Origin of the sequence: Streptomyces sp. LaPpAH-108, from assembly GCF_000373625.1 — a bacterium.
In the GTDB taxonomy this organism is placed as follows: Bacteria; Actinomycetota; Actinomycetes; order Streptomycetales; family Streptomycetaceae; genus Streptomyces.
Window position 1 is genome coordinate 778,092 of record NZ_KB891988.1, and the last position, 24,200, is coordinate 802,291.

General features: G+C 72.2%; 20 protein-coding genes. 16 read left to right on the forward strand and 4 right to left on the reverse strand.

Annotated features, from left to right (window positions below; translation table 11 throughout):
- Nucleotides 1–43 precede the first annotated feature (43 nt).
- The 4 genes from B079_RS0109675 to B079_RS0109690 form a co-directional block, all read right to left on the reverse strand.
- Nucleotides 44–2,422, reverse strand: a complete 2,379-nt coding sequence (locus B079_RS0109675) for a transglutaminase TgpA family protein (RefSeq protein WP_018545591.1) — start codon at nt 2,420–2,422, stop codon at nt 44–46.
- Nucleotides 2,419–3,771: a DUF58 domain-containing protein gene (locus B079_RS0109680; RefSeq protein WP_018545592.1), complete on the reverse strand. Its 1,353-nt coding sequence runs from the start codon at nt 3,769–3,771 to the stop codon at nt 2,419–2,421. The genes B079_RS0109675 and B079_RS0109680 overlap by 4 nt, the downstream gene beginning before the upstream one ends.
- The gene (locus B079_RS0109685; protein ID WP_018545593.1) at nt 3,771–4,814 is read right to left on the reverse strand and encodes an AAA family ATPase; all 1,044 of its coding nucleotides are present in this window, start codon (nt 4,812–4,814) and stop codon (nt 3,771–3,773) included. The genes B079_RS0109680 and B079_RS0109685 overlap by 1 nt, the downstream gene beginning before the upstream one ends.
- A 298-nt stretch (nt 4,815–5,112) precedes the next feature.
- Nucleotides 5,113–5,691, reverse strand: a complete 579-nt coding sequence (locus B079_RS0109690; protein WP_026248521.1) for a beta-class carbonic anhydrase — start codon at nt 5,689–5,691, stop codon at nt 5,113–5,115.
- A gap of 426 nt (nt 5,692–6,117) precedes the next feature.
- Between B079_RS0109690 and rsmH the strand changes: the two genes are divergently transcribed.
- The 16 genes from rsmH to B079_RS0109770 all read left to right on the forward strand — a co-directional run bounded on the left by rsmH (nt 6,118) and on the right by B079_RS0109770 (nt 24,024).
- Nucleotides 6,118–7,074: a 16S rRNA (cytosine(1402)-N(4))-methyltransferase RsmH gene (gene rsmH, locus B079_RS0109695; protein WP_026248522.1), complete on the forward strand. Its 957-nt coding sequence runs from the start codon at nt 6,118–6,120 to the stop codon at nt 7,072–7,074.
- A gap of 42 nt (nt 7,075–7,116) precedes the next feature.
- The gene (locus tag B079_RS31620; protein ID WP_018545596.1) at nt 7,117–7,725 is read left to right on the forward strand and encodes a septum formation initiator family protein; all 609 of its coding nucleotides are present in this window, start codon (nt 7,117–7,119) and stop codon (nt 7,723–7,725) included.
- A gap of 5 nt (nt 7,726–7,730) precedes the next feature.
- A complete protein-coding gene (locus B079_RS0109705) occupies nt 7,731–9,695 on the forward strand; it encodes a peptidoglycan D,D-transpeptidase FtsI family protein (RefSeq protein ID WP_018545597.1) in 1,965 nt (654 codons plus the stop codon).
- A 44-nt stretch (nt 9,696–9,739) separates the two neighbouring features.
- Nucleotides 9,740–11,395, forward strand: a complete 1,656-nt coding sequence (locus B079_RS0109710; protein ID WP_199779892.1) for a UDP-N-acetylmuramoyl-L-alanyl-D-glutamate--2,6-diaminopimelate ligase — start codon at nt 9,740–9,742, stop codon at nt 11,393–11,395.
- 4 nt (nt 11,396–11,399) lie between these two features.
- Nucleotides 11,400–12,815, forward strand: a complete 1,416-nt coding sequence (locus tag B079_RS0109715) for a UDP-N-acetylmuramoyl-tripeptide--D-alanyl-D-alanine ligase (protein WP_018545599.1) — start codon at nt 11,400–11,402, stop codon at nt 12,813–12,815.
- Nucleotides 12,812–13,885, forward strand: a complete 1,074-nt coding sequence (gene mraY, locus B079_RS0109720; protein WP_018545600.1) for a phospho-N-acetylmuramoyl-pentapeptide-transferase — start codon at nt 12,812–12,814, stop codon at nt 13,883–13,885. The genes B079_RS0109715 and mraY overlap by 4 nt, the downstream gene beginning before the upstream one ends.
- Nucleotides 13,867–15,309, forward strand: a complete 1,443-nt coding sequence (murD, locus tag B079_RS0109725; protein ID WP_199779893.1) for a UDP-N-acetylmuramoyl-L-alanine--D-glutamate ligase — start codon at nt 13,867–13,869, stop codon at nt 15,307–15,309. The genes mraY and murD overlap by 19 nt, the downstream gene beginning before the upstream one ends.
- A 68-nt stretch (nt 15,310–15,377) precedes the next feature.
- Nucleotides 15,378–16,739, forward strand: coding sequence for a putative lipid II flippase FtsW (gene ftsW, locus B079_RS0109730; protein ID WP_026248523.1), 1,362 nt, complete (start codon nt 15,378–15,380; stop codon nt 16,737–16,739).
- A gap of 6 nt (nt 16,740–16,745) precedes the next feature.
- On the forward strand, nt 16,746–17,834 hold the full coding sequence (murG, locus tag B079_RS0109735; RefSeq protein WP_018545603.1) for an undecaprenyldiphospho-muramoylpentapeptide beta-N-acetylglucosaminyltransferase: 1,089 nt from the start codon (nt 16,746–16,748) through the stop codon (nt 17,832–17,834).
- Between the two features lie 26 nt (nt 17,835–17,860).
- Nucleotides 17,861–18,655 carry a cell division protein FtsQ/DivIB gene (locus tag B079_RS0109740; RefSeq protein WP_026248524.1) on the forward strand — a complete coding sequence of 265 codons (795 nt, stop codon included), beginning with the start codon at nt 17,861–17,863 and terminating at the stop codon, nt 18,653–18,655.
- Between the two features lie 276 nt (nt 18,656–18,931).
- Nucleotides 18,932–20,140, forward strand: coding sequence for a cell division protein FtsZ (gene ftsZ / locus B079_RS0109745; protein ID WP_018545605.1), 1,209 nt, complete (start codon nt 18,932–18,934; stop codon nt 20,138–20,140).
- Entirely contained in the window at nt 20,137–20,865 is a 729-nt protein-coding gene (gene pgeF / locus B079_RS0109750) for a peptidoglycan editing factor PgeF (RefSeq protein WP_026248525.1), read from the forward strand. The genes ftsZ and pgeF overlap by 4 nt, the downstream gene beginning before the upstream one ends.
- Before the next feature lie 6 nt (nt 20,866–20,871).
- Nucleotides 20,872–21,591, forward strand: a complete 720-nt coding sequence (locus B079_RS0109755) for a YggS family pyridoxal phosphate-dependent enzyme (protein WP_018545607.1) — start codon at nt 20,872–20,874, stop codon at nt 21,589–21,591.
- A 127-nt stretch (nt 21,592–21,718) separates the two neighbouring features.
- Entirely contained in the window at nt 21,719–22,360 is a 642-nt protein-coding gene (locus tag B079_RS0109760) for a cell division protein SepF (RefSeq protein WP_018545608.1), read from the forward strand.
- Nucleotides 22,361–22,409: 49 nt separating this feature from the next.
- Entirely contained in the window at nt 22,410–22,700 is a 291-nt protein-coding gene (locus B079_RS0109765; RefSeq protein ID WP_018545609.1) for a YggT family protein, read from the forward strand.
- A gap of 52 nt (nt 22,701–22,752) precedes the next feature.
- Nucleotides 22,753–24,024 carry a DivIVA domain-containing protein gene (locus tag B079_RS0109770; protein ID WP_018545610.1) on the forward strand — a complete coding sequence of 424 codons (1,272 nt, stop codon included), beginning with the start codon at nt 22,753–22,755 and terminating at the stop codon, nt 24,022–24,024.
- The last annotated feature ends 176 nt before the right edge of the window (nt 24,025–24,200 follow it).

Sequence of the window (24,200 nt, forward strand, 5' to 3'; positions counted from 1 at the left end):
AGGGGTGACCACCGAGCCGGTGGTCACCCCTCACGCGTATCCGCTAGCGGGGCCCGCCGCCCGGCACCGGCCGCAGCGCCGCCACCCGGGCCCGCAGCGCCGTCCACCGGTCCGTCGCCGCCCACAGGGCGCGTACGGCCGAGCGGGGGGCGAACAGGGCCCGCAGCCGGGTGGCCCGGCCCGCGGACGCGTCCAGGCCCGTTATCGCCCGGCGCACGTCCGCCGCCACCCCGGTCGCGGAGCGGGGCCGGGGCGCGTACAGCACCTGCTCCACCGCGTCCGCCACCCGGTGCACCGCGGCCCCGGACTCCGCGTCCAGCTCGCCCAGCCGCACGATCCGCTCCGCCGCCGCGCGCGGGGTCAGCGACTCGTCCGGCACGATCCCGTGGTCCCAGGCGCTGTCGGTCAGCTCCCGCCACGCCGCCAGCGTGTGCTCCGCCGCGCCCTCGTCGGTCCTGGGGTGCGCGCCGAGCCGCCGGGAGCGTGCCCGCAGCCGCCACAGCAGCGGCATCAGCGGCAGCGCGAGCACCGCCAGCGCGCCCACCACGAGCAGCGCGGCCCACAGCCCGCCCGGGGTGCCCCCGCCACCGCCCGGCGAGGCCACCGCCGAGGACGGCCCGGGGCACACCGCCGCAGCGTCCGCACCGGCCGCGCAGCTCTCGCTCGCCGAGTCCTGCGGCGACGGCGCGACGGACGAGCCGCGCGGGGGCAGCTCCGGGTCCGGCAGCGCGCTGCTCGGGGTCTGCCGCTGGGTGTACGACGGCGTGGTGCCCCGGCTCGGCGTCGGCTCGAAGCGGGTCCAGCCCACCCCCTCGAAGTACAGCTCCGGCCAGGCGTGGGCGTCCTTCAGGCTCACCGACACCGAGCCGTCCGCCTGCGGGGTGCCCGGCGCGAAGCCGACCGCCACCCGGGCCGGAATGCCCAGGGTGCGGGCCATCGCGGCCATCGCGAAGGAGAAGTGCACACAGAAGCCCTGCTTGTCGCGCAGGAAGTTCGCGATGGCGTTCGGGCCGCGCCCGACCTGCACCTGCGTGTCGTACCGGAAGCCGCCGTCCAGCGCGAACCAGTCCTGGAGCTTCACCGCCTCCTCGTAATGGTTCGCCGCGCCGGAGGTGACCTCCTCGGCCGTCCGGGCCACCACCTTCGGCAGCCCCGGCGGCACATCGGTGTACTCCCGCTGCAGCGCGGCGGGCGGCTTCGGCGCCGAGGCCAGCTGCCGCGCCGTCGGCTTCACGTCCAGGCTGGTGACCAGGTAGGTCGCGCCGCGCGTCGTCTGCCCGTGGTCGCCGACCAGGGTCATGCCGACCGGCTCGTACCGCCAGTTGCCGCCGATCCGCACCCCGGTCGGCGGATACGGCATCGGCAGCCAGTCCTGTGCGTACCACTCGGCCGCCGAGACGGTCGTCCGCACGGTGGACCGGCGGACGTCCTGGCCGAGCCCGACCGGGGTCGGGAAGCCGTCCGGCACCCCGACGATGTGCCGCTGGGCCGGTTTCCAGGTCGTGCCGTCGAAGTCGTCCAGCGACACGATGCGCACGTACAGGTCCGACACGTCGTCGGCGTCGGTCCGCAGGGACAGCACCTGGCGGTCGCTGTCCACGTTCAGGGAGTCGCGCAGCGACACCAGCGGGTTGACGGCGGAGATCATGCCGCCGTTCCCGCTGCCCGCGCCGGCCCCCGCCCCCGTGCCCGCCAGCAGACCGCCCCGCATCGCGGGCAGCGCCAGCGGCACCAGCAGGGCCACACCCAGCGCCACCACACCGATCCGGCGCCCGGTGCGCACCGGGGCCGTCAGCGTGCCGTCACCGGCGCCCGGCGCGCGGGCCGTCGCCCCGAAGACCCGGCCCCACCGGGTCACCCGCTCCCGGCCCTCCGCGAGCAGCAGCATCAGATAACCGGCCGCCGCCAGCAGGAACCACAGCCAGTCGGCCGCGCCACCGGAAAGACCCGCCGCCACCGAGTACAGCGCGAGCAGCGGCAAACCGGCCGGGGCCGCCGCGCGGAAGGTCACCGCCAGCGTGTCCACCAGGAGATGCACGATCAGCACCCCGCCGATCAGCATCAGCCGGATGCCGTCGGTCAGCGGCGCCGGAGGCGCGTACCGGCTCACGTCGTCCGAACCCTGGCGCAGCAGGTCCGAGAAGTGCCCGAACGCCTCCGGACCCGGGAACAGCCCGGCGAACGCCTGCTGGCGCGCGAAGACGAGAGTGAGCAGCAGCAGCGTCACCAGGAGCTGCGCCAGCACGGTCAGCGGCCGGGCCAGCGGCACCCGCCGCGCCGCCGCCCCCACGCCCGTCTGCGCCGCCACGAGCAGCGCCGCCACGGCCAGCCACGCGGGCCCGTCCACCAGGGGCAGCAGGGAGCACGCCGTCATCAGCGTGGCCGCCGCCGCGCACCCCGCGAGCCGCGCCCGCCCGCTCATGCCCCCGCCCTTCCGCTCGGCGTGACCAGACCGGACCGCTCCCGGTCGGCCCGCCGCCACACCTCGTCCAGCGAGGCACCGCGCGGCACGGCGAGCGCCGTCCAGCCCGCCTCGCGCAGCACCCGCAGCCGCTCCGCGCACGCGTCGTCGGGGCCCGGCGCCGCGGCCGGATCACGCGTCCACACCCCCGGGTCCAGCACGAAGGCCAGCGCGGCCCCGCTGCGCCGCCGCATCCGGGCCACCGCGCGCACCTGTTCCTCGTCGAGATCGCCGAGCAGCGCGACCAGCAGCCCGTCGTCCCCGGCGCGCAGCGCGTCGTACGCCCGCGTCAGGCCCGTGCCGTCCGAGTGGTCGACCACCGCGAGGGTGTCCATCATCAGCCCCGAGGAGGCGGCCGTCTCCTGACCCGTGCCCGGGAAGCCCGCGCCGCCCTCGCCGGGCACCGTCGCACCCGTGTCCATGAGCAGCCGCACCGAGAAGCCGCGCTCCAGCATGTGCGCGAGGACCGAGGCGGCGGCCGAGACCGCCCACTCGAAGGCCGAACCCGGGCCCGCGTCCTCGTAGCCCACCGCGCGGGTGTCCAGCAGCACCGTGCAGCGGGCCCGCCGGGGCTGCTCCTCGCGGCGCACCATCAGCTCGCCGTGGCGCGCGGTGGACCGCCAGTGCACCCGGCGCAGATCGTCGCCGTAGCGATACCCGCGCGGGATCACGTCGTCGTCCCCGGCGACGGCAAGCGAGCGCCGCCGCCCGTCGCCGTACCCCTGCGCCTCGCCACCCAGGCGCACCGGGGCCAGCGGCTCCACGCGCGGGACGACCGTCAGCGTGTCGTGCGCCGGGAAGGAACGGGTCAGCTCGCACATGCCGAACGGATCGCTCAGCCGCAGCTGGAGCGGCCCGAGCGGGTACCGGCCGCGCAGATCCGAGCGCACCCGGTACGACACCTCGCGGCGCCCGCCCTGCTCGATGCGGTCGAGCACGAAACGCGGCCGGGGCCCGAGCACGTAGGGCACCCGGTCCTGGAGCATCAGCAGCCCGGTCGGCAGCCGGGAGACGTTGTCCACGGAGAGGCTCACCCGGGCCTCCGCGCCCGCCGGAACGCGCGCGGGGGACAGGCGCCGCTCGGACGCCACCCGGTGCCGGGTGCGGTGCACCACGGCCACGCAGATCAGCGGCAGCGCGGCGAGCAGCAGCCCGACCCGCAGCAGATCGCTCTGGCCCAGCACGTACGCGCACACCGACGCGGCGATGCCCGCCGCCAGGAAGGAACGGCCCCGGGTGGTCAGCCCCGAAAGGGCCGTACGGAGCCCGGACGCGTGGCCCGGGGTCCGCTCCGGCCCCCCGGCGGACATCACAGGCCCCGCGGAGGCTGCTGGGGATAGGCGGGCACGGCCCGGCCGAGGCCACCGCCGAAGGCCCGCTCCCGCTGCGCGGTCGAGGGCACCGGGGTGTGCCGCAGGATCTCCAGCACGACCTGCTCGGCCGTACGCCCGCTCATCTGGGACTCGGTGGTGGGCAGCAGCCGGTGCGCGAGCACGGCCACGGCCAGCTCCTGCATGTCGTCCGGCAGCGCGTACTCCCGCCCCGACAGGGCCGCCGACGCCTTCGCCGCGCGCAGCAGATGCAGCGTGGCACGCGGCGAGGCGCCGAGTCTGAGGTCCGGATGGGTGCGGGTGGCGGAGACCAGCTCCACCGCGTACCGCCGGACGGCGTCCGAGACGTGCACGTCGCGCACCGCCTCGATCAGCTTCACGATGTCGTGCGCGTGCGCCACCGGCTCCAGGTCCTCCAGCGGGGAGACCCCGCCGTGCACGTCCAGCATCCGCAGCTCGGCCTCGATGCTCGGATAGCCCACCGACACCCGGGCCATGAACCGGTCGCGCTGCGCCTCGGGCAGCGGATACGTGCCCTCCATCTCGACCGGGTTCTGCGTCGCCACCACCATGAAGGGGCTCGGCAGTTCGTAGCTCTGCCCGTCGATGGTGACCTGGCGCTCCTCCAGCGACTCGAGCAGCGCCGACTGGGTCTTGGGCGAGGCACGGTTGATCTCGTCGCCGATCACGATCTGCGCGAAGATCGCACCCGGCTTGAACTCGAAGTCACGGCGCTGCTGGTCCCAGATCGACACCCCGGTGATGTCCGAGGGGAGCAGATCGGGCGTGAACTGGATCCGCCGCACGGAGCAGTCGATGGACCGCGCCAGCGCCTTGGCCAGCATGGTCTTGCCCACGCCCGGCACGTCCTCGATCAGCAGATGCCCCTCGGCGAGCAGTACGGTCAGCGAAAGCCGTACGACCTCGGGCTTGCCCTCGATCACGTCCTCCACCGAACGGCGCACCCGCTCCACCGTCGCCGTCAGATCACTGAGGCTCGCTCGATCGTCATAGGTCGTCACCCGGCCCTCCTCGGCCCGTTCTCACCATGGCCGGGGCCCGCGACACCTCGCGACGCGGCTCCGGCCCACCCCGAAACACGGACACCGTGCGGAATCCAGATCCGCGCGCCGTCACACCCGCATTCTTGCCGCCGTTATCGATTCGTGTCACGGCCTGTGGACAACTGCCCGGCCCGGCCTGTGGACAACGGCCCGCGCGATGCCGGTCTTGCGGCCTTTGGCCGCCCCTTCACCGGGCCGGCCACCCTGCCGCCACCGGCCGCCCCTCCCGCTGCCGGGGAGAGGCGGCCCGGAGACATCAGGCGGACGCCGCGTCCGGGGACCGCTCCCCGGCCGGGTCGATCTCGCGCAGCAGCCCGCTGCGCACGTCGAAGACGAAGCCCCGCACATCGTCGGTGTGCGGCAGGAACGGCGAGGTCCGCACCCGCTGCATCGACTGGCGCACATCCTGGTCCACGTCCCGGAAAGCCTCCACCGCCCAGGCAGGACGCTGGCCCACCTCCATCTCCAGCTCGTGCCGGAACTCCTCGGTGAGGGACTCCAGACCGCAGTTGGTGTGGTGGATGAGCACGACGCTCTGCGTACCGAGCGCCCGCTGACTGATGGTCAGCGAGCGGATCACGTCGTCGGTGACGACGCCGCCCGCGTTGCGAATGGTGTGGCAGTCGCCCAGCTCCAGACCGAGCGCCGCGTGCAGATCGAGGCGGGCGTCCATACAAGCGACCACGGCCACGCGCAGCACGGGGTGCGCGTCCATGCCGGGATCGGTGAACTCCGAGGCGTACCGCTCATTGGCGTCGACCAGGCGGTCCGTCACGCTGCCGTCGCCCGTCATGGCGCTCTCGGGTCCGGTGGGAACTGCTGCGGAAGTCGTCATGGTCTCGACGTTACTGGTCACCCGCCTCCCCGGCCTGCTGTGAGAGGGGACAAAGAACGCCATCGTGGCTTGTTGTGAGCTAACCCACACGGAGCGCCAACCTCGGCCGGACGGGTGAGGCCGAGCCGATCACCGCTCCGGCGCGGAAGCCGTACGCGACGCGCAGGCCGGTTGATTGACCGCGACACAGGGTGGACTAAAGTGACGCGAAGCGGGAGGCCCGGCTCTTCCCGCTGGTGAAAACCCCAAGGAGACGGCTCGGCACCCACCCGGACCGCCTCCCCGCGTGCGCGGCGCGTACGTACGGCTCGGCCTCCTCCCGCTCCCGGTCGGCTGACGCTTTTGGCGCCTGCCGCCTCCCCTTCTTCCTCATGGAGCGGGCGGGGACCTGGCGGTGCGTGCGCCCGCCAGAACTGAGAGGCTCCCTTGACCGAGAGTCGACACGTCCCGGTGATGCTCCAGCGGTGCCTGGATCTGCTGGCACCCGCTCTGGAGCGGCCGGGAGCGGTGGTCGTCGACTGCACCCTCGGCCTCGGCGGCCACAGCGAGGCGCTGCTGACCCGCTTCCCCGAGGCCCGGTTGATCGGCCTCGACCGGGACAAGGAGGCACTGCGCCTCTCCGGTGAACGCCTCGCCCCCTTCGGCGACCGCGCCACCCTCGTGCACGCCGTCTACGACGAACTCCCCGAAGTGCTCGACCGCCTCGGCATCCCGGACGTCCAGGGTGTCCTCTTCGACCTCGGCGTCTCCTCCATGCAACTGGACGAGGCCGACCGGGGCTTCGCCTACGCCCAGGACGCGCCCCTGGACATGCGCATGGACCAGACGACCGGCATCAGCGCCGCCGAGGTCCTCAACACCTACCCGGCCGGTGAACTCGTCCGCATCCTGCGCGCCTACGGCGAGGAGAAGCAGGCCAAGCGGATCGTCTCCGCGATCGTGCGCGAGCGCGAGAAGGAGCCGTTCACCAACAGCGCCCGCCTGGTCGAACTGATCCGCGACGCCCTGCCGCAGGCCGCCAAGCGCACCGGCGGCAACCCGGCCAAGCGCACCTTCCAGGCGCTGCGCATCGAGGTCAACGGCGAACTCTCCGTCCTGGAGCGGGCCATCCCGGCGGCCGTGAAGGCCATCGGCGTCGGCGGCCGGGTCGCCGTCCTCTCGTACCACTCGCTGGAGGACCGGCTGGTCAAGCAGGTCTTCGCGGCCGGGGCCGCCAACACCGCGCCCCCCGGACTGCCGGTCGTGCCCGAGCGCTACCAGCCCCGGCTCAAGCTGCTCACACGCGGTGCCGAACTCCCCACCGAGGAGGAGATCGCCGAGAACCGCCGGGCCGCCCCCGCCCGGCTGCGCGGTGTCGAGCGGATCAGGGAGGACGCCGAGTGAGCGGACGGGGCCGACCGGGCGGCCGGACCCTGCGGAGGGCCCGTGGGCGCTGAACCCGAACTGCGAGGGCGGGCCGCACGGCTCGCCCGGCTCTTCCCGGCGGGCCGTGCCCGCGCCGCCCGCACCCCCTTCGTCTTCCTCGTCGTGCTGCTGCTCGGCGGCGGCCTGCTCGGCCTGCTGATGCTCAACTCCGCGCTCAGCGAGGGCTCGTTCAAGCTCGACGACCTCCAGAAGCGCACCAAGAACCTCACCGACGAGGAGCAGGCCCTCCAGCGGGACATCGACTCCTACTCCTCCCCGGACGCCCTCCAGCGCCGCGCCCGTGAACTCGGCATGGTCCCCGGCGGCGACCCCGCCTTCCTCGGCCCCGACGGCAGCGTCAAGGGCGTGCCGAGCGCCGCGCCCAGCCCCGCCGCGCTCACCGGCCCGCGCGCGCCCGAGGCGATGGCCTCGGCCACGGGCCCGAGCGGCAGCCCCGCCGCGAGCCCGAGCCCCACGGCCACGACACCGGCCGCCCCCTCCGCCCCGGTGAGCCCGGCCGCCACGGCGACCCCGGCCGGGAAGGCGACCCAGGCCGCCACGGCGAGCCCTTCGGCGCGGAACCGGACCCGCAGCACCCAGCCCGCCCCCACCCCGACCCACGGCAGGTGACGGAAGTGTCCGACAGGCAAACGCCGCGTCGCCGCGCGCCCGGGGCCGCCGGACCGCCCCGCCCCCGCGCCGCCGCCCCCCGGCGCCAGCCGGGCCGCCCCGGCCCCGGCGCCCGCCCCGCCCGCCGCCCGTCCGGACCCCGGCCCCCGGCCCGCCCCGCCCTGCGGCTCGGCAGCCCGCGCCCCCGGCTGCGCCTGGTCGGCCTCGCCTTCACCCTCGTGCTCTCCGCGTTCGTGGTCCGGCTGCTCCAGGTCCAGGCGGTGGACGCGAGCACCTACACCGCCAAGGCCGAGCAGAACCGCTACGTCGTGCACACCGTCGCCGCCGAGCGCGGCCGGATCACCGACCGCTCCGGAGTGGCCCTCGCCGTCAGCGAGGACGCCTACGACATCACGGCCGACCCGATGATGTTCCAGCCCAAGCAGCTGAAGATCTCCGACGGCCCTGAGCAGGCCGCCGCCCTGCTCGCCCCGATCCTCAACGAGGACCAGGCCACGCTCGTCAAGAAGCTGCGCCCCGCCGACAAGGAGTCGCGCTACGCGCGGCTCGCCACCCGGCAGACCCCCCAGGTCTGGAAGCAGATCAAGGACCTGAAGGCCGCCCTCGCCAAGAAGGCCGGGACCGCCAACGTGCTCGCGGGCGTCTTCGCCGACCCCAGCAGCCAGCGCGTGTACCCCAACGGCGACCTCGCCGCCGGGATACTGGGCTGGGTCAACAGCGAAGGCAAGGGCGGCGGCGGCATCGAGCAGCAGCTCGACAAGCAGCTCACCGGCAAGGACGGCAAGATCCGCTACGCCCAGTCCGGTGGCCGCCAGGTGCCCACCGCGGGCTCCACCGAGACCCCCGCCGTCTCCGGCAGCGACATCGAGCTGACCATCGACCGCGACATCCAGTGGGCCGCGCAGAACGCCATCTCCCAGCAGGTCAAGAAGTCCAAGGCGGACCGGGGTTACGTCGTCGTCCAGGACACCCGCACCGGCCAGATCCTGGCCCTGGCCAACTCGCCCGGCTTCGACCCCAACGACCTGACGAAGGCGAACTCCGCCGCCATGGGCAACGCGGCCCTCCAGGACGCCTACGAACCCGGCTCCACCGCCAAGGTGATGTCCATGGCGGCCGTCCTGGAGGAGAACGCGGCCACCCCGCTCACCCATGTCGTCGTACCCAACCGGCTGCACCGCGGCGACCGGCTCTTCCAGGACGACGTGGACCACCCCACCTGGCACCTCACCCTCAACGGCGTGCTCGCCAAGTCCAGCAACATCGGCACCATCCTCGCCACCGGACAGCTCGGCAAGACCCAGCGGGCGGCCAACGACACGCTCTACTCGTATCTGCGCAAGTTCGGCATCGGACGCTCCACCGGACTCGGCTTCCCCGGCGAGACCCCGGGCATCCTCGCGCCCGCCGCCGCGTGGTCCACCTCGCAGCAGTACACGATCCCTTTCGGCCAGGGCTTCTCCATCAACGCCGTCCAGGCCGCGTCCGTGTACTCGACCATCGCCAACGGCGGGGTCCGCGTCGCGCCCACCCTGGTGCGCGGCACCAAGGGCGCCGACGGCCGCTTCGCCCCGGCCCCCGAACCCGAGAAGACCCGGGTGGTCAGCGACAAGACCGCGCGCACCCTCGCCCAGATGCTGGAGTCCGTGGTCGACGACGAACAGGGCACCGGCGTCAAGGCCCGCATCCCCGGCTACCGCGTGGCGGGCAAGACCGGCACCGCCAACCGAGTGGATCCGGCCACCGGGAGGTACCACGGATACACCTCCTCCTTCGCCGGGTTCGCCCCCGCCGACAAGCCCCGCGTCACGGTCTACTGCGCCATCCAGAACGCCACCTCCGGCAGTTACTTCGGCGGCCAGATCTGCGGCCCCGTCTACAAGCAGGTGATGGAGTTCGCGCTCAAGACCCTCCAGGTCCCGCCGACCGGCGCGAAGGCCGCGAACCTGCCCGTCACCTACCAGCCCTGACCGGCCGCGACAGACCACCGGGCCCCGACCACCAGGAACGAGCCGTGACAACGATCACCCCCGACGACGGGAACCGCCCAGGCCCCCGCCCCTCGCTTCGCCCCGAGGCGGGTACTCCCGGTACGCTCACCGCCGTGCCACACGCTGATCAGTCCCAAACCACCCAGAAGGGCGCTTCCGTGACCTACCCGGGACCGCCACGACCGGTTCAGAACTCCGCCACCCCCCTCGCGGAGCTGGCCGATCAGCTGGGGATCGCCGCACCGGCAGGCTCCGCCGAGGTCACGGGCATCACCCACGACTCGCGCGCCGTCCGCCCCGGCGACATCTACGCCGCACTGCCCGGCGCCCGGCTGCACGGCGCCGACTTCGTGACCCAGGCCGCGAGCCTCGGCGCGGTCGCCGTGCTCACCGACCCGGCCGGCGCCGAGCGCGCCGAGGCGACCGGACTGCCGGTCCTCGTCGTGGACGACCCGCGCGCCGAGATGGGCGAACTGGCCGCCACGGTCTACGGACACCCGGGCCGCGACCTGCTCCAGATCGGCATCACCGGCACCTCCGGCAAGACCACCACCGCCTACCTCGTCGAGGGCGGCCTCAAGGCCGTACGCGCCACCGGGCTCATCGGCACCGTCGAGATGCGCATCGGCGAGGAGCGCATCAAGTCCGAGCGCACCACCCCCGAAGCCACCGACCTCCAGGCCCTGTTCGCCGTCATGCGCGAACGCGGCACCGAGGCGGTCGCCATGGAGGTCTCCAGCCACGCCCTGGTCCTCGGCCGGGTGGACGGCTGCGTCTTCGACATCGCGGTCTTCAACAACCTGAGCCCGGAACACATGGAGTTCCACTCCGGCATGGAGGACTACTTCCAGGCCAAGGCCCAGCTCTTCACGCCCGAGCGCAGCAGGTTCGGCGTGGTCAACGCCGACGACGAGTACGGCCGCAGGCTCGCCGCCGAGGCGGGCGTCCCGGTCGTCACCTTCTCCGCCGAGGGCGACCCGGACGCCGACTGGCGTGCCGAGGACGTCCAGGTCGGCCCCATGGACTCGACGTTCACCGCCGTCGGCCCGAACGGCGAGCGCGTGCACGCCCGCTCGCCGCTGCCCGGCCCCTTCAACGTGGCCAACACCCTCGCCGCCCTCGTCGCCCTCGCCGCGGCCGGGATCGACCCGCAGACCGCCGCCGACGGCATCGCCGCCGTGCCCGGCGTCCCCGGCCGCCTGGAGCGCGTCGACGCCGGACAGCCCTACCTCGCGGTCGTGGACTACGCCCACAAGACCGACGCGGTCGAGTCGGTGCTCAAGGCGCTGCGCAAGGTCACCAAGGGGCGGCTGCACATCGTGCTCGGCTGCGGCGGCGACCGCGACAGGACCAAGCGCGCCCCGATGGGGGCCGCCGCCGCCCGGTACGCCGACATCGCCGTACTGACCTCCGACAACCCCCGCTCCGAGGACCCCCTCGCGATCCTCGCGACCATGCTCGAAGGCGCCGCCTCCGTCCCCGCGCACGAGCGCGGCGAGGTGCTGCTCTTCGAGGAGCGCGCCGCCGCCATCGCCGCCGCCGTGGGCCGCGCGACCGCGGGCGACACCGTGCTGGTCGCGGGCAAGGGCCATGAGCAGGGCCAGGACATCGCCGGCGTGGTCCGTCCCTTCGACGACCGCCAGGTGCTCCGCGAAGCTATCCAGAACACCCAGGGATGAACTTGTGATCGCCCTCTCCCTCGCCGAGATCGCAGCTGTCGTCGGCGGGCAGACACACGACATACCGGATACGTCCGTCACCGTCACGGGACCGGTCGTCCGGGACTCCCGCGAGGTGGTGCCCGGCGCCCTCTTCGTCGCGTTCAGCGGTGAGCGGGTCGACGGCCACGACTTCGCCGAGGCGGTCGTGGCGGCGGGCGCGGTCGCCGTACTGGCGACGCGCCCCGTCGGCGTGCCCGCGATCGTCGTGGACGACGTACAGAACGCGCTCGGCGCCCTCGCCCGCCATGTCGTCGAACGCCTCGGCGCGACCCTCGTCGCGCTGACCGGCTCGGCCGGCAAGACCAGCACCAAGGACCTCATCGCCCAGGTCCTCGGCGGCAAGGCGCCCACCGTCTTCACGCCCGGCTCGCTCAACAACGAGATCGGGCTGCCGCTGACCGCCCTGTCCGCCACCGAGGAGACGAAGTTCCTCGTGCTGGAGATGGGCGCCCGCGGCATCGGGCACATCCGCTACCTGGCCGAACTCACCCCGCCCAAGGTCGGGTTGGTGCTCAACGTCGGCAGCGCCCACATCGGCGAGTTCGGCGGCCGTGAGCAGATCGCCCAGGCCAAGGGCGAGTTGGTGGAGGCACTGCCGCCGGCCGAGGAGGGCGGCGTCGCCGTCCTCAACGCCGACGACCCGCTGGTGCGCGCCATGGCCCCCCGTACCCGCGCGAAGGTGGTCCTTTTCGGAGAGTCGGCCGAAGCGGACGTACGCGCCGAGAACGTGCGACTCACGGACAGCGGACAGCCTGCCTTCAGGCTTCACACACCCTCCGGTGCAAGCGATGTGACCATGCGCCTGTACGGTGAGCACCACGTGTCGAACGCGCTCGCCGCGGCCGCCGTCGCCCATGAGCTGGGCATGTCCGCGAACGAGATCGCCACCGCGCTCTCCGAGGCGGGCTCCCTCTCCCGCTGGCGCATGGAGGTCACCGAGCGCCCGGACGGCGTGACCATCGTCAACGACGCCTACAACGCCAACCCCGAGTCCATGCGGGCCGCCCTCAGGGCGCTCGCGGCCATGGGCAAGGGGCGCCGCACGTGGGCGGTGCTCGGCAAGATGGCCGAGCTGGGGGACGAGGCGCTCGCCGAGCACGACGCGGTCGGACGGCTCGCCGTCCGGCTCAACGTCAGCAAGCTCGTCGCGGTCGGGGGTATCGAAGCCTCCTGGCTGCAACTGGGCGCATACAACGAGGGTTCGTGGGGTGAGGAGTCGGTGCACGTGTCCGACGCACAGGCGGCGATCGACCTGTTGCGCAGCGAGTTGCGCCCGGGGGACGTCGTGCTGGTGAAGGCGTCCCGTTCCGTGGGTCTTGAGAGCGTCGCCCAGACGCTCGCATCGGCCGGGACCGAGGGTGAGGTCGCCGCCCGATGATGAACCAGGTCCTGTTCTCAGGAGTCATCGGCCTCTTCCTGACGCTGATCGGCACCCCGCTGCTGATCAAGCTCCTCGCCCGCAAGGGGTACGGCCAGTTCATCCGCGACGACGGCCCGCGCGAGCACGCCAGCAAGCGCGGTACGCCGACCATGGGCGGCATCGCCTTCATCTTCGCCACGATCGCCGCGTACTTCCTCAGCAAGGTGATCACCGGCAAGCCCCCGACGTACTCGGGTCTGCTGGTCCTCGGCCTGATGTTCGGCATGGGCCTGGTCGGCTTCCTGGACGACTACATCAAGATCGTCAAGCGCCGTTCGCTGGGTCTGCGGGCCAAGGCGAAGATGGCCGGCCAGCTGATCGTCGGCATCGGCTTCGCGGTGCTCGCGCTGCAGTTCCCGGACAACCGGGGCAACACCCCGGCCTCCACCAAGCTGTCGTTCATCACGGACTTCGGCTGGACCATCGGCCCGGTGCTGTTCGTGGTCTGGGCGCTGTTCATGATCCTGGCGATGTCGAACGGCGTGAACCTCACCGACGGTCTCGACGGCCTCGCCACCGGCGCCTCCGTCCTGGTCTTCGGCGCCTACACGTTCATTGGCGTCTGGCAGTTCCAGGAGTCCTGCGCCAACGCGATGACCCTGACCAACCCGGCCGCCTGCTACGAGGTGCGCGACCCGCTGGACCTCGCGGTGGTCGCCTCCGCGCTGATGGGTTCCTGCCTGGGCTTCCTGTGGTGGAACACCTCGCCGGCGAAGATCTTCATGGGCGACACCGGCTCGCTCGCCCTCGGCGGTGTCCTCACCGGCCTGGCCATCCTCTCCCGCACGGAGCTGCTGGTGGCCATCATGGGCGGCCTGTTCGTCCTCATCACCATGTCGGTCGTCATCCAGGTCGGCTCCTTCCGGCTCACCGGCAAGCGCGTCTTCCGGATGGCGCCACTCCAGCACCACTTCGAACTCAAGGGCTGGTCCGAGGTCCTGGTCGTGGTCCGTTTCTGGATCATCCAGGGCATCTGTGTCATCGTCGGACTGGGCCTCTTCTACGCGGGATGGGCAGCGGACAAGTGACCACCTCGGTGCCTTCGGGGCAGAGCGAATTCCAGGGCAGGCGCGTCACGGTCGCCGGACTCGGCGTCTCGGGCGTCCCGGCCGCCAAGGCGCTCGTCGAGCGCGGTGCGATCGTCACGGTCGTCAACGACGGCGACGACGAGCGGGCACGGGCGCAGGCCGCCGAACTGGAGGCGCTCGGCGTCACCGTCCGCCTCGGCGACGGGGCGACGCTGCCCGAGGGCACCGAGCTGATCGTCACCGCCCCCGGCTGGCAGCCCGGCAAGCCGCTCTTCCAGGCGGCCGAGCAGGCGGGCGTGCCCATCTGGGGCGACGTGGAGCTGGCCTGGCGCCTCAGGGGCCCCGACGCGGCCCCCTGGCTCGCCGTCACCGGCACCAACGGCAAGACCACCACCGTGCGGATGCTCGCCTCCATCCTGAAGGCGGCGGGCCTGCGCACGGCCGCCGTCGGCAACATCGGCGTCTCCCTCCTGGACGCCGTCCTCGGCGAGGAGGAGTACGACGTCCTCGCCGTCGAGCTGTCCAGCTACCAGCTGCACTGGGCGCCCTCGCTGCGCGCCTACTCCGGCGCGGTGCTCAACCTCGCCCCGGACCACCTCGACTGGCACGGCTCCATGGACGCCTACGCCGCCGACAAGGGCCGTGTCTACGAGGGCAACCAGGTCGCCTGCGTCTACAACGTGGCCGACCCGCGCACCGAGGACCTGGTCCGCGAGGCCGACGTGGAGGAGGGCTGCCGGGCCGTCGGGTTCACCCTGGGCACCCCGGCCGTCTCCCAACTCGGCGTCGTGGACGGCATCCTGATCGACCGGGCCTTCGTCGAGAACCGGTACAAGAACGCGCAGGAACTGGCCGAGGTCGCCGACGTCGACCCGCCCGCCCCGCACAACATCGCCAACGCTCTCGCGGCGGCGGCCCTCGCCCGCTCCTTCGGGGTGCCGGCCCAGGCCGTGCGCGACGGACTGCGCGCCTTCCGGCCCGACGCCCACCGCATCCAGCACGTCGCCGACCTCGACGGCGTGGCGTACGTGGACGACTCCAAGGCCACCAACACCCATGCCGCGGAAGCCTCGTTGGCGGCCTACGAGCCCATCGTGTGGATCGCGGGCGGACTGGCGAAGGGTGCCGAGTTCGACGAGCTGGTGGCGGCCTCCGCCAAGCGGCTGCGCGGGGTCGTCCTGATCGGCGCCGACCGCGCGCTGATCCGCGAGGCCCTTGAGCGACACGCCCCGGAAGTACCCGTCGTGGACCTCGACCGGACCGACACTGGGGCGATGCTCCAGGCGGTGACCGAGGCGAAGCGGCTGGCCCGGCCGGGCGACACGGTGCTGCTGGCCCCGGCCTGTGCCTCCATGGACATGTTCACCAACTACAACCAGCGCGGTGACGCGTTCGCGGCGGCGGTCCGCGAACTCGGCGCCTGACCCCGGCCGCCCGCCGGGCGGAACTTGGGAGGGACGCGTGGGACGTTCGGTGCTCAGGGGAGGCGTGGATGGCCGCTAGCCGTACCGGACGACCGCCCGTGCAGCGGGCGGCCCGCCGCCCCGCACCCCGGCCGAGCGCGCCGGACAACCCCCTGCGGCGGCTGCGCACCCGCGCCCGCAAGGCGTGGGACCGCCCGCTGACCGCGTACTACCTGATCCTCGGCGGCAGCCTGCTGATCATCGTGCTCGGCCTGGTGATGGTCTACTCGGCCTCCCAGATCACCGCGCTCCAGCTGTCGCTGCCCGGCTCGTTCTTCTTCCGCAAGCAGTTCCTGGCCGCGCTCATCGGCGGGGTGCTGATGTTCGCCGCCGCCCGGATGCCGGTGCGGCTGCACCGGGCGCTGGCCTACCCGATCCTCGCCGTCGCCGTCTTCGCGATGGCCCTGGTGCAGGTGCCCGGCATCGGCATGTCGGTCAACGGCAACCAGAACTGGATCTCGCTCGGCGGCTCCTTCCAGATCCAGCCCAGCGAGTTCGGCAAGCTCGCCCTCGTCCTGTGGGGCGCGGACCTGATCGCCCGCAAGCACGACAAGAAGCTGCTGACCCAGTGGAAGCACATGCTGGTCCCGCTGGTCCCGGTCGCCTTCATGCTGCTCGGTCTGATCATGCTCGGCGGCGACATGGGCACCGCGATCATCCTCACCGCGATCCTCTTCGGCCTGCTCTGGCTCGCCGGGGCCCCGACCCGGCTGTTCGCCGGGGTGCTCTCGGTCGCGGCGCTGATCGGTGTGATCCTCATCAAGACCAGCCCCAACCGGATGGCCCGGCTCGCCTGCATCGGCGCGACCGAGCCCCGGGCGGGCGGCGCCGACTGCTGGCAGGCCGTGCACGGGATCTACGCCCTCGCCTCCGGCGGAATCTTCGGTTCCGGCCTGGGCGCGAGTGTGGAGAAATGGGGCCAACTCCCCGAAGCCCACACCGACTTCATCTTCGCCGTCACCGGTGAGGAACTGGGTCTGGCGGGGACGCTGTCGGTGCTCGCCCTGTTCGCCGCTCTAGGCTATGCGGGTATCCGCGTGGCCGGACGCACGGAGGACCCCTTCGTGAGGTACGCCGCGGGAGGTGTGACCACCTGGATCACCGCGCAAGCGGTGATCAACATCGGTGCGGTGCTCGGCCTGCTGCCGATCGCCGGTGTCCCCCTCCCGCTGTTCTCCTACGGAGGGTCCGCCCTGCTGCCGACCATGTTCGCCATCGGGCTGCTGATCGCCTTCGCGCGTGACGATCCCGCTGCGCGGGCGGCGCTTGCGATGCGGCAACCCCGCTTTGGTAGAAAGCGGGCGGGCGGCTCCCGTGCCGAGCGGGTGCCCCGGAGATGGAACACGATGCGACGGCGCGCCTCGGCGGCGCGTCCGTCCGGAGAGCGGTGAATTTCGGTGCATGTCGTACTCGCCGGCGGGGGTACCGCGGGCCACATCGAGCCCGCGCTCGCCCTCGCGGACGCCCTGCGCAGGCAGGACCCCACCGTGGGGATCACGGCCCTGGGCACGGAGCGGGGCCTTGAGACGCGGCTCGTTCCCGAGCGCGGCTACGAGCTGGCGCTGATCCCGGCGGTCCCGCTGCCGCGCAAGCCCACGCCCGAGCTGATCACGGTGCCGGGCCGGCTGCGCGGCACGATCAAGGCCACGGAACAGATCCTGGAGCGCACCAAGGCGGACGCCGTGGTCGGCTTCGGCGGCTACGTCGCGCTGCCCGCGTATCTGGCCGCCAAGCGCCTCGGCGTGCCGATCGTGGTCCACGAGGCCAACGCCCGGCCCGGCCTGGCCAACAAGATCGGCTCGCGCTACGCGGCCCGGGTGGCCGTCTCCACGCCCGACAGCAAGCTCCGGGACGCCCGCTACATCGGCATCCCGCTGCGCCGCTCGATCGCCACCCTGGACCGCGCGGCCCTGCGCCCCGAGGCCCGCCACTACTTCGGTCTGAGCCCCAACCTGCCCACGCTGCTGGTCTCCGGCGGCTCGCAGGGCGCCCGGCGGCTGAACGAGGTCGTCCAGCAGGTCGCGCCCTGGCTCCAGCAGGCCGGCATCCAGATCCTGCACGCGGTCGGCCCGAAGAACGAACTGCCGCAGGTGCAGCAGATGCCGGGGATGCCGCCGTATCTCCCGGTAAGTTACCTGGACCGGATGGACCTCGCGTACGCCGCGGCCGACATGATGCTCTGCCGCGCGGGCGCGATGACCGTCGCCGAACTCTCCGCCGTCGGACTCCCGGCCGCCTACGTCCCGCTGCCCATCGGCAACGGCGAACAGCGGCTCAACGCCCAGCCGGTGGTCAAGGCGGGCGGCGGACTCCTCGTGGACGACGCGGAGCTGACGCCCGAGTGGATCCAGCAGAACGTGCTGCCGGTCCTGGCCGACCCGCACCGCCTCTACGAGATGTCCCGCGCCGCCGGTGAGTTCGGCCGCCGCGACGCCGACGACCTGCTCGTCGGCATGGTGTACGAGGCGATCGCCGCGGGCCGTTAGGACCGTCGAACGAAGGGACAGTGAGCGTGGCCGGACCCACCGTCGCCGAGCGCGACGCACGCCGACCGGGGGTGTCCGGCCCGCCGCTCGTCCCGCGCCTGCGCAGACCACGGCTTCGTATGATCATCGCCCTGGCGGTGCTGGTCGTCCTCCTCGGAGCCGGTTCCGTCTGGGTGTTGTACGGCTCCGAGTGGCTGCGGGTGCGTCAGGTCCCGGTCTCCGGTACCCGGGTACTGACCCCGGGCGAGGTCCGCGGAGCCGCCGCCGTCCCCGTCGGCGCCCCGCTGGTCTCCGTGGACACCGGCGCCATCGAGGCGCGGCTGCGGCGGGAGTTGCCCCGGATCGACACCGTCGAGGTGGACCGCTCCTGGCCGCACGGCATCACCCTGAAGGTGACGGAGCGTACTCCGTCCCTGCTCGTCCGCAAGGGCCGCGAATTCACCGAAGTCGACGCCCAGGGCGTCCGGTTCGCGACGGTGGCCGAGGCCCCGCGCGGGGTGCCGATGCTCGAACTCACCGCGTCCCCCGAGGACTCGGGCGCCGCGAGCCTGCGCCGCTTCGGCGCCGACCGCCTGGCCCGCGAGGCCGTGCGCGTCGCCGCCGCGCTGCCCGCACCCGTCAAGAAGGACGCCCGCGCCGTCCAAGTCCGGTCCTACGACGCCATCTCGCTGCGGCTGAAGGACGGACGCACGGTGGCGTGGGGCAGCTCCGACGACGGACCTGCCAAGGCACGGGCCCTCACCGCTCTCATGAAAGCAGCTCCGGACGCCCGGCACTTCGATGTCAGCGTGCCCACCGCCCCTGCGTCAGCGGGGAGTTGACGTACATCAGCGCAGGCCAGCACCCTGGTTGGGCACTGCTACGGCTGATCACATAGGGTGAAAAGAAAAACGGGAGGTTCGGCGTGTTCGTTGAACGGGCGCCGCTTGTCGACTTAGTGTCCTGTTCAGAGACTCCAGGGAACAGACACACTGGTAACCCTAAACTTCAGGGTTAGGGTTCGGGTCGGCGTTCGGACCGTCCCAAATTCGGCATCCGTCGTCCCGGTCGGGAACCGCCCGGCGCGACAACGTAATTCGAGGCGAGAGGCCTTCGACGTGGCAGCACCGCAGAACTACCTCGCAGTCATCAAGGTCATCGGTGTCGGCGGCGGTGGTGTCAATGCCATCAACCGGATGATCGAGGTCGGCCTCAAGGGCGTCGAGTTCATCGCCATCAACACCGACGCGCAGGCGCTGTTGATGAGCGACGCCGACGTCAAGCTGGACGTCGGCCGTGAACTCACCCGCGGGCTCGGCGCAGGCGCCAACCCGGCCGTCGGCCGCAAGGCCGCCGAGGACCACCGCGAGGAGATCGAGGAGGTCCTCAAGGGGGCCGACATGGTCTTCGTGACGGCCGGTGAGGGCGGTGGCACCGGCACCGGCGGCGCCCCCGTCGTGGCCAACATCGCGCGCTCGCTGGGCGCCCTCACCATCGGCGTGGTCACGCGCCCGTTCACCTTCGAGGGACGGCGCCGGGCCAACCAGGCCGAGGACGGCATCGCGGAACTCCGCGAAGAGGTCGACACCCTCATCGTGATCCCCAACGACCGGCTGCTGTCCATCTCGGACCGCCAGGTCTCGGTCCTGGACGCCTTCAAGTCGGCGGACCAGGTCCTGCTCTCCGGTGTCCAGGGCATCACCGACCTCATCACCACCCCCGGTCTGATCAACCTCGACTTCGCCGACGTCAAGTCGGTCATGTCCGAGGCCGGTTCGGCCCTCATGGGCATCGGCTCGGCCCGCGGCGACGACCGCGCGGTGGCCGCCGCCGAGATGGCGATCTCCTCGCCGCTCCTGGAGGCGTCCATCGACGGCGCCCGGGGCGTGCTGCTCTCCATCTCCGGCGGCTCCGACCTCGGTCTCTTCGAGATCAACGAGGCCGCCCAGCTGGTCAGCGAGGCCGCCCACCCGGAGGCCAACATCATCTTCGGCGCGGTCATCGACGACGCCCTCGGCGACGAGGTGCGGGTCACCGTGATCGCGGCCGGTTTCGATGGGGGCCAGCCCCCGGCCCGCCGGGACAACGTGCTCGGCTCGGCCTCGTCCTCCGGCTCCCCGGCCCAGCGCCGCGAGGAGCAGCCGGTTCCGCCCCGTCAGCAGACCGAGTCCCGGCCGACGTTCGGCTCGCTCGGCAGCGTGACGCCGAAGGAGGAGCCGGAGCCCGCGCCGGAGCCGGTGGCCGAGGTCCCGGTCGCCCCGCCGGTGCCCCAGTCCCGGTCCTACGAGGACATCGTCGAGCTGGATGTGCCGGACTTCCTGAAGTGATAGGACAGCGCGAAAGCGTGAGCGGCGCGCACTTCGCCTTCACCGACAGGTGGGGCGGGGTGAGCGCCGCTCCGTATGAGGAGCTGAATCTCGGCGGCGCGGTCGGCGACGACCCCGGCGCGGTCCGGGCCAACCGTGAACTGACCGCGAAGGCACTGGGTCTTGACGCGGCGTCGGTGGTCTGGATGAACCAGGTGCACGGCGCCGACGTGGCCGTCGTGGACGAACCGTGGGGTGACAGGCCCGTCCCCGAGGTGGACGCGCTCGTCACCACCCGGCGCGGACTCGCCCTCGCCGTACTCACCGCGGACTGTGTGCCGGTGCTGCTCGCCGACCCGGTCGCCGGTGTGGTCGCGGCGGCGCACGCGGGACGCCCCGGAATGGTCGCGGGAGTCGTCCCGGCCGCGGTCCGCGCGATGACCGGACTCGGCGCGGAGCCGGGCCGGATCGTCGCCCGCACCGGCCCGTGCGTGTGCGGGCGTTGTTACGAGGTGCCCGACGCGCTGCGCGCCGAGGTCGCCGAGGCCGAGCCGACGGCGCACGCGGTGACGAGTTGGGGCACTCCGGCCGTCGACGTGAGCGCCGGAGTGCACGCGCAGCTCGACCGGCTCGGGGTGGGCGACCGGGCGCAATCCCCGGTGTGCACGCGGGAGTCGGCGGATCACTTCTCTTACCGGCGCGATCGCACCACGGGGCGGCTCGCCGGGTATGTGTGGCTGGACTGAGTGGACATGACGGACCGTAGGACCCAACTCGCCGGAAATCTGGCGAAGGTGGAGGAACGCATCGTGGCCGCGTGCGCGGCGGCGGGGCGTCCCCGTGACGAGGTGACCCTGATCGTGGTCACCAAGACGTACCCGGCGAGCGACGTGCGGATCCTCTCGGAGCTGGGGGTGCGTCAGGTCGGCGAGAACCGCGACCAGGACGCGGCCCCGAAGGCCGCCGCCTGTGCGGATCTGCCGCTGGAATGGCACTTCATCGGTCAGTTGCAGACCAACAAGGTGCGTTCCGTGGTCGGTTATGCCGATTTCGTGCAGTCGGTCGACCGGGACCGGCTCGTCACCGCGCTCTCCCGGGAGGCGGTGCGGGCCGGGCGTGAGGTGGGCTGCCTCCTCCAGGTCGCACTCGACGCGGGGGCGAGCGGCCGGGGCGAGCGCGGCGGTGTCGCACCCGCCGGGATCGAGGAGTTGGCCGGTCTCGTCGCCGATGCGCCCGGACTGCGGCTCGACGGACTGATGACCGTCGCCCCGCTCACGGGTGAGTACGCGGGACGCGAACAGGCCGCGTTCGAACGACTCGTGGATTTGTCGACGGACCTGCGCCGAACCCATCCTGCTGCAACCATGGTGTCGGCAGGGATGAGTGCGGACCTCGAGCAGGCCGTGGCGGCCGGGGCGACACATGTGCGCGTCGGCAGCGCGGTACTCGGAGTCCGCCCCCGCCTCGGGTAACGTCGCGAAGAAGTCGGACCACAGCAGAAAATATGGTCAATGCCGCCGAAGGCGGTACGAAGGCCACGTGGATCGCGGGCACTTGGCAGTCGTCAGCCGATCCACCACAGAGCGGAGGACTCAGAGCATGGCCGGCGCGATGCGCAAGATGGCGGTCTACCTCGGCCTCGTGGAGGACGATGGGTACGACGGCCGGGGATTCGACCCCGACGACGACTTCGAGCCCGAACTGGACCCGGAGCCCGAGCGGGACCACCGACGGCACGAACCGTCACACCAGTCGCACAACGCACATTCGCCCCAAAGGGATGAATCTGTGCGAGTGGTGCAGCCGCCGGCGCCGCGCGAGCCGGTCTCGCATTCCGTGGCGCCGACCGCGGATTCGGGGCGTCCGGCGCGGATCGCGCCCGTGGCGTCCATCACACAAGAACGTCACTCCCTGGAGAAGAACGCGCCGGTGATCATGCCCAAGGTCGTGTCGGAACGAGAGCCGTACCGGATCACCACCCTGCATCCCCGGACCTACAACGAGGCCCGTACCATCGGGGAACACTTCCGTGAGGGCACCCCGGTGATCATGAATCTCACGGAGATGGACGACACTGACGCGAAGCGACTTGTCGACTTCGCCGCAGGTTTGGTGTTTGGACTTCACGGCAGTATCGAACGGGTGACGCAGAAGGTCTTCCTGTTGTCTCCTGCTAACGTCGATGTCACGGCGGAGGACAAGGCCCGCATCGCAGAGGGCGGGTTCTTCAACCAGAGCTGAGAAGCACCACCGGGAAGATGCACGGCACAGGGGAGAGGGAAGCGCAGCCATGAGCGTGTTCGCGCAGGTGATCTACATCGCGCTGATGGTCTTCCTTGTCGTGCTGATCTTCCGGCTGGTCATGGACTATGTCTTCCAGTTCGCCCGCTCGTGGCAACCCGGCAAGGCGATGGTGGTCGTACTGGAGGCCACCTACACTGTCACCGATCCACCGTTGAAACTGCTGCGGCGGTTCATCCCGCCGTTGCGTCTCGGGGGCGTGGCACTCGACCTGTCCTTCTTCGTACTGATGATCATCGTCTGGATTCTCATCTCGGTGGCGGGGAGCTTCGCGCGATGAGAGTGGACGATACGGTCTTGCCGACTGCCGATGACTACGTTGAGGTGAAGAGATGCCGTTGACCCCCGAGGACGTGCGGAACAAGCAGTTCACGACCGTCCGCCTCCGAGAAGGCTATGACGAGGACGAGGTCGATGCCTTCCTCGACGAGGTCGAAGCCGAACTGACCCGTCTGCTCCGCGAGAACGAGGATCTGCGCGCCAAACTGGCCGCCGCCACGCGGGCCGCCGCGCAGAACCAGCAGAACATGCGCAAGGGTCCGGAGCAGCAGGACCAGCAGCAGGGCGGCATGCCGCAGCAGGGTGGTATGCCCCAGCAGGGCGGGATGCAGCAGGGTGGTATGCCGCAGGGCGGCATGCGAGGACCCGGCGCTCCGGTGCCCGCCGGCATATCGGGCCCGCCGCAGCAGCAGATGGGTGGCCCCATGGGTGGTCCGCCCCAGCTGCCCAGCGGCGCCCCGCAGCTGCCCGCAGGACCCGGCGGTCAGGGCGGCCCGCAGGGCCCCGGCCCCATGGGTCAGGGTCCGGGCCAGATGGGCCAGGGGCCCGGCCCGATGGGTCAGGGTCCGGGTCCGATGGGTCAGGGTCCGGGACAGATGGGGCAGGGCCCCGGTCCGATGGGTCAGGGTCCGATGGGTGGTCAGCCGCCCATGCCGCAGCAGATGGGTGGCCCCATGGGCGGTCCCCCGATGGGCGGCCCCGGCCTGCCCGGTCAGGGTGGCCCCGGCGGCGACAGCGCCGCGCGTGTCCTCTCGCTGGCCCAGCAGACCGCCGACCAGGCGATCGCGGAGGCCCGCTCCGAGGCCAACAAGATCGTCGGTGAGGCCCGCAGCCGCGCCGAGGGTCTGGAGCGCGACGCCCGTGCCAAGGCCGACGCCCTGGAGCGGGACGCGCAGGAGAAGCACCGCGTCGCCATGGGCTCGCTGGAGTCCGCGCGCGCCACGCTGGAGCGCAAGGTGGAGGACCTGCGAGGCTTCGAGCGCGAGTACCGCACGCGCCTGAAGTCCTACCTGGAGTCCCAGCTGCGTCAGTTGGAGACCCAGGCCGACGACTCGCTGGCCCCGCCGCGCACCCCGGCCGCCGCGTCCCTGCCGCCGTCCCCGGCGCCCTCGATGGCACCGGCCGGTGCGAGCGCCCCGGCGTTCGGCGGCAACCAGGGCATGGGCGGTCCCGGCTCCCCGGCGGCCCCGTCCTACGGTGGCCAGCAGCAGATGACCCCGGCCATGACCCAGCCGATGGCTCCGGTCCGGCCGCAGGGCCCCGGCCCCATGGGCCAGGCACCCTCGCCCATGCGCGGGTTCCTGATCGACGAGGACGACAACTGACGGCCGCTCATGGCCAGTAGTACGCCATAGGCGTCGGCAGCGTTCAGGGCGGGCCCCGGACTTCGGTCCGGGGCCCGCCCTGTTTTACGCGAGTTGACGCCTCCGGGCAACGGTTGTCCACAGCCGCCCCGATGCGCACCCACCCCAGGGGCGCGAGGAACTGCGCGACCAGCCCA

What these genes read in the sequence shown, in the direction of transcription:
- B079_RS0109680 (WP_018545592.1), bottom strand. Translation starts at nt 3,771, where the DNA reads ATGTCCGCCGGGGGGCCGGAGCGGACCCCGGGCCACGCGTCCGGGCTC.
- mraY (WP_018545600.1), top strand. Translation starts at nt 12,812, where the DNA reads ATGATGAACCAGGTCCTGTTCTCAGGAGTCATCGGCCTCTTCCTGACG.
- B079_RS0109755 (WP_018545607.1), top strand. Translation starts at nt 20,872, where the DNA reads ATGACGGACCGTAGGACCCAACTCGCCGGAAATCTGGCGAAGGTGGAG.
- B079_RS0109675 (WP_018545591.1), bottom strand. Translation starts at nt 2,422, where the DNA reads ATGAGCGGGCGGGCGCGGCTCGCGGGGTGCGCGGCGGCGGCCACGCTG.
- B079_RS0109765 (WP_018545609.1), top strand. Translation starts at nt 22,410, where the DNA reads ATGAGCGTGTTCGCGCAGGTGATCTACATCGCGCTGATGGTCTTCCTT.
- B079_RS0109770 (WP_018545610.1), top strand. Translation starts at nt 22,753, where the DNA reads ATGCCGTTGACCCCCGAGGACGTGCGGAACAAGCAGTTCACGACCGTC.
- murD (WP_199779893.1), top strand. Translation starts at nt 13,867, where the DNA reads ATGGGCAGCGGACAAGTGACCACCTCGGTGCCTTCGGGGCAGAGCGAA.
- B079_RS0109690 (WP_026248521.1), bottom strand. Translation starts at nt 5,691, where the DNA reads ATGACGACTTCCGCAGCAGTTCCCACCGGACCCGAGAGCGCCATGACG.
- ftsW (WP_026248523.1), top strand. Translation starts at nt 15,378, where the DNA reads ATGGCCGCTAGCCGTACCGGACGACCGCCCGTGCAGCGGGCGGCCCGC.
- B079_RS0109760 (WP_018545608.1), top strand. Translation starts at nt 21,719, where the DNA reads ATGGCCGGCGCGATGCGCAAGATGGCGGTCTACCTCGGCCTCGTGGAG.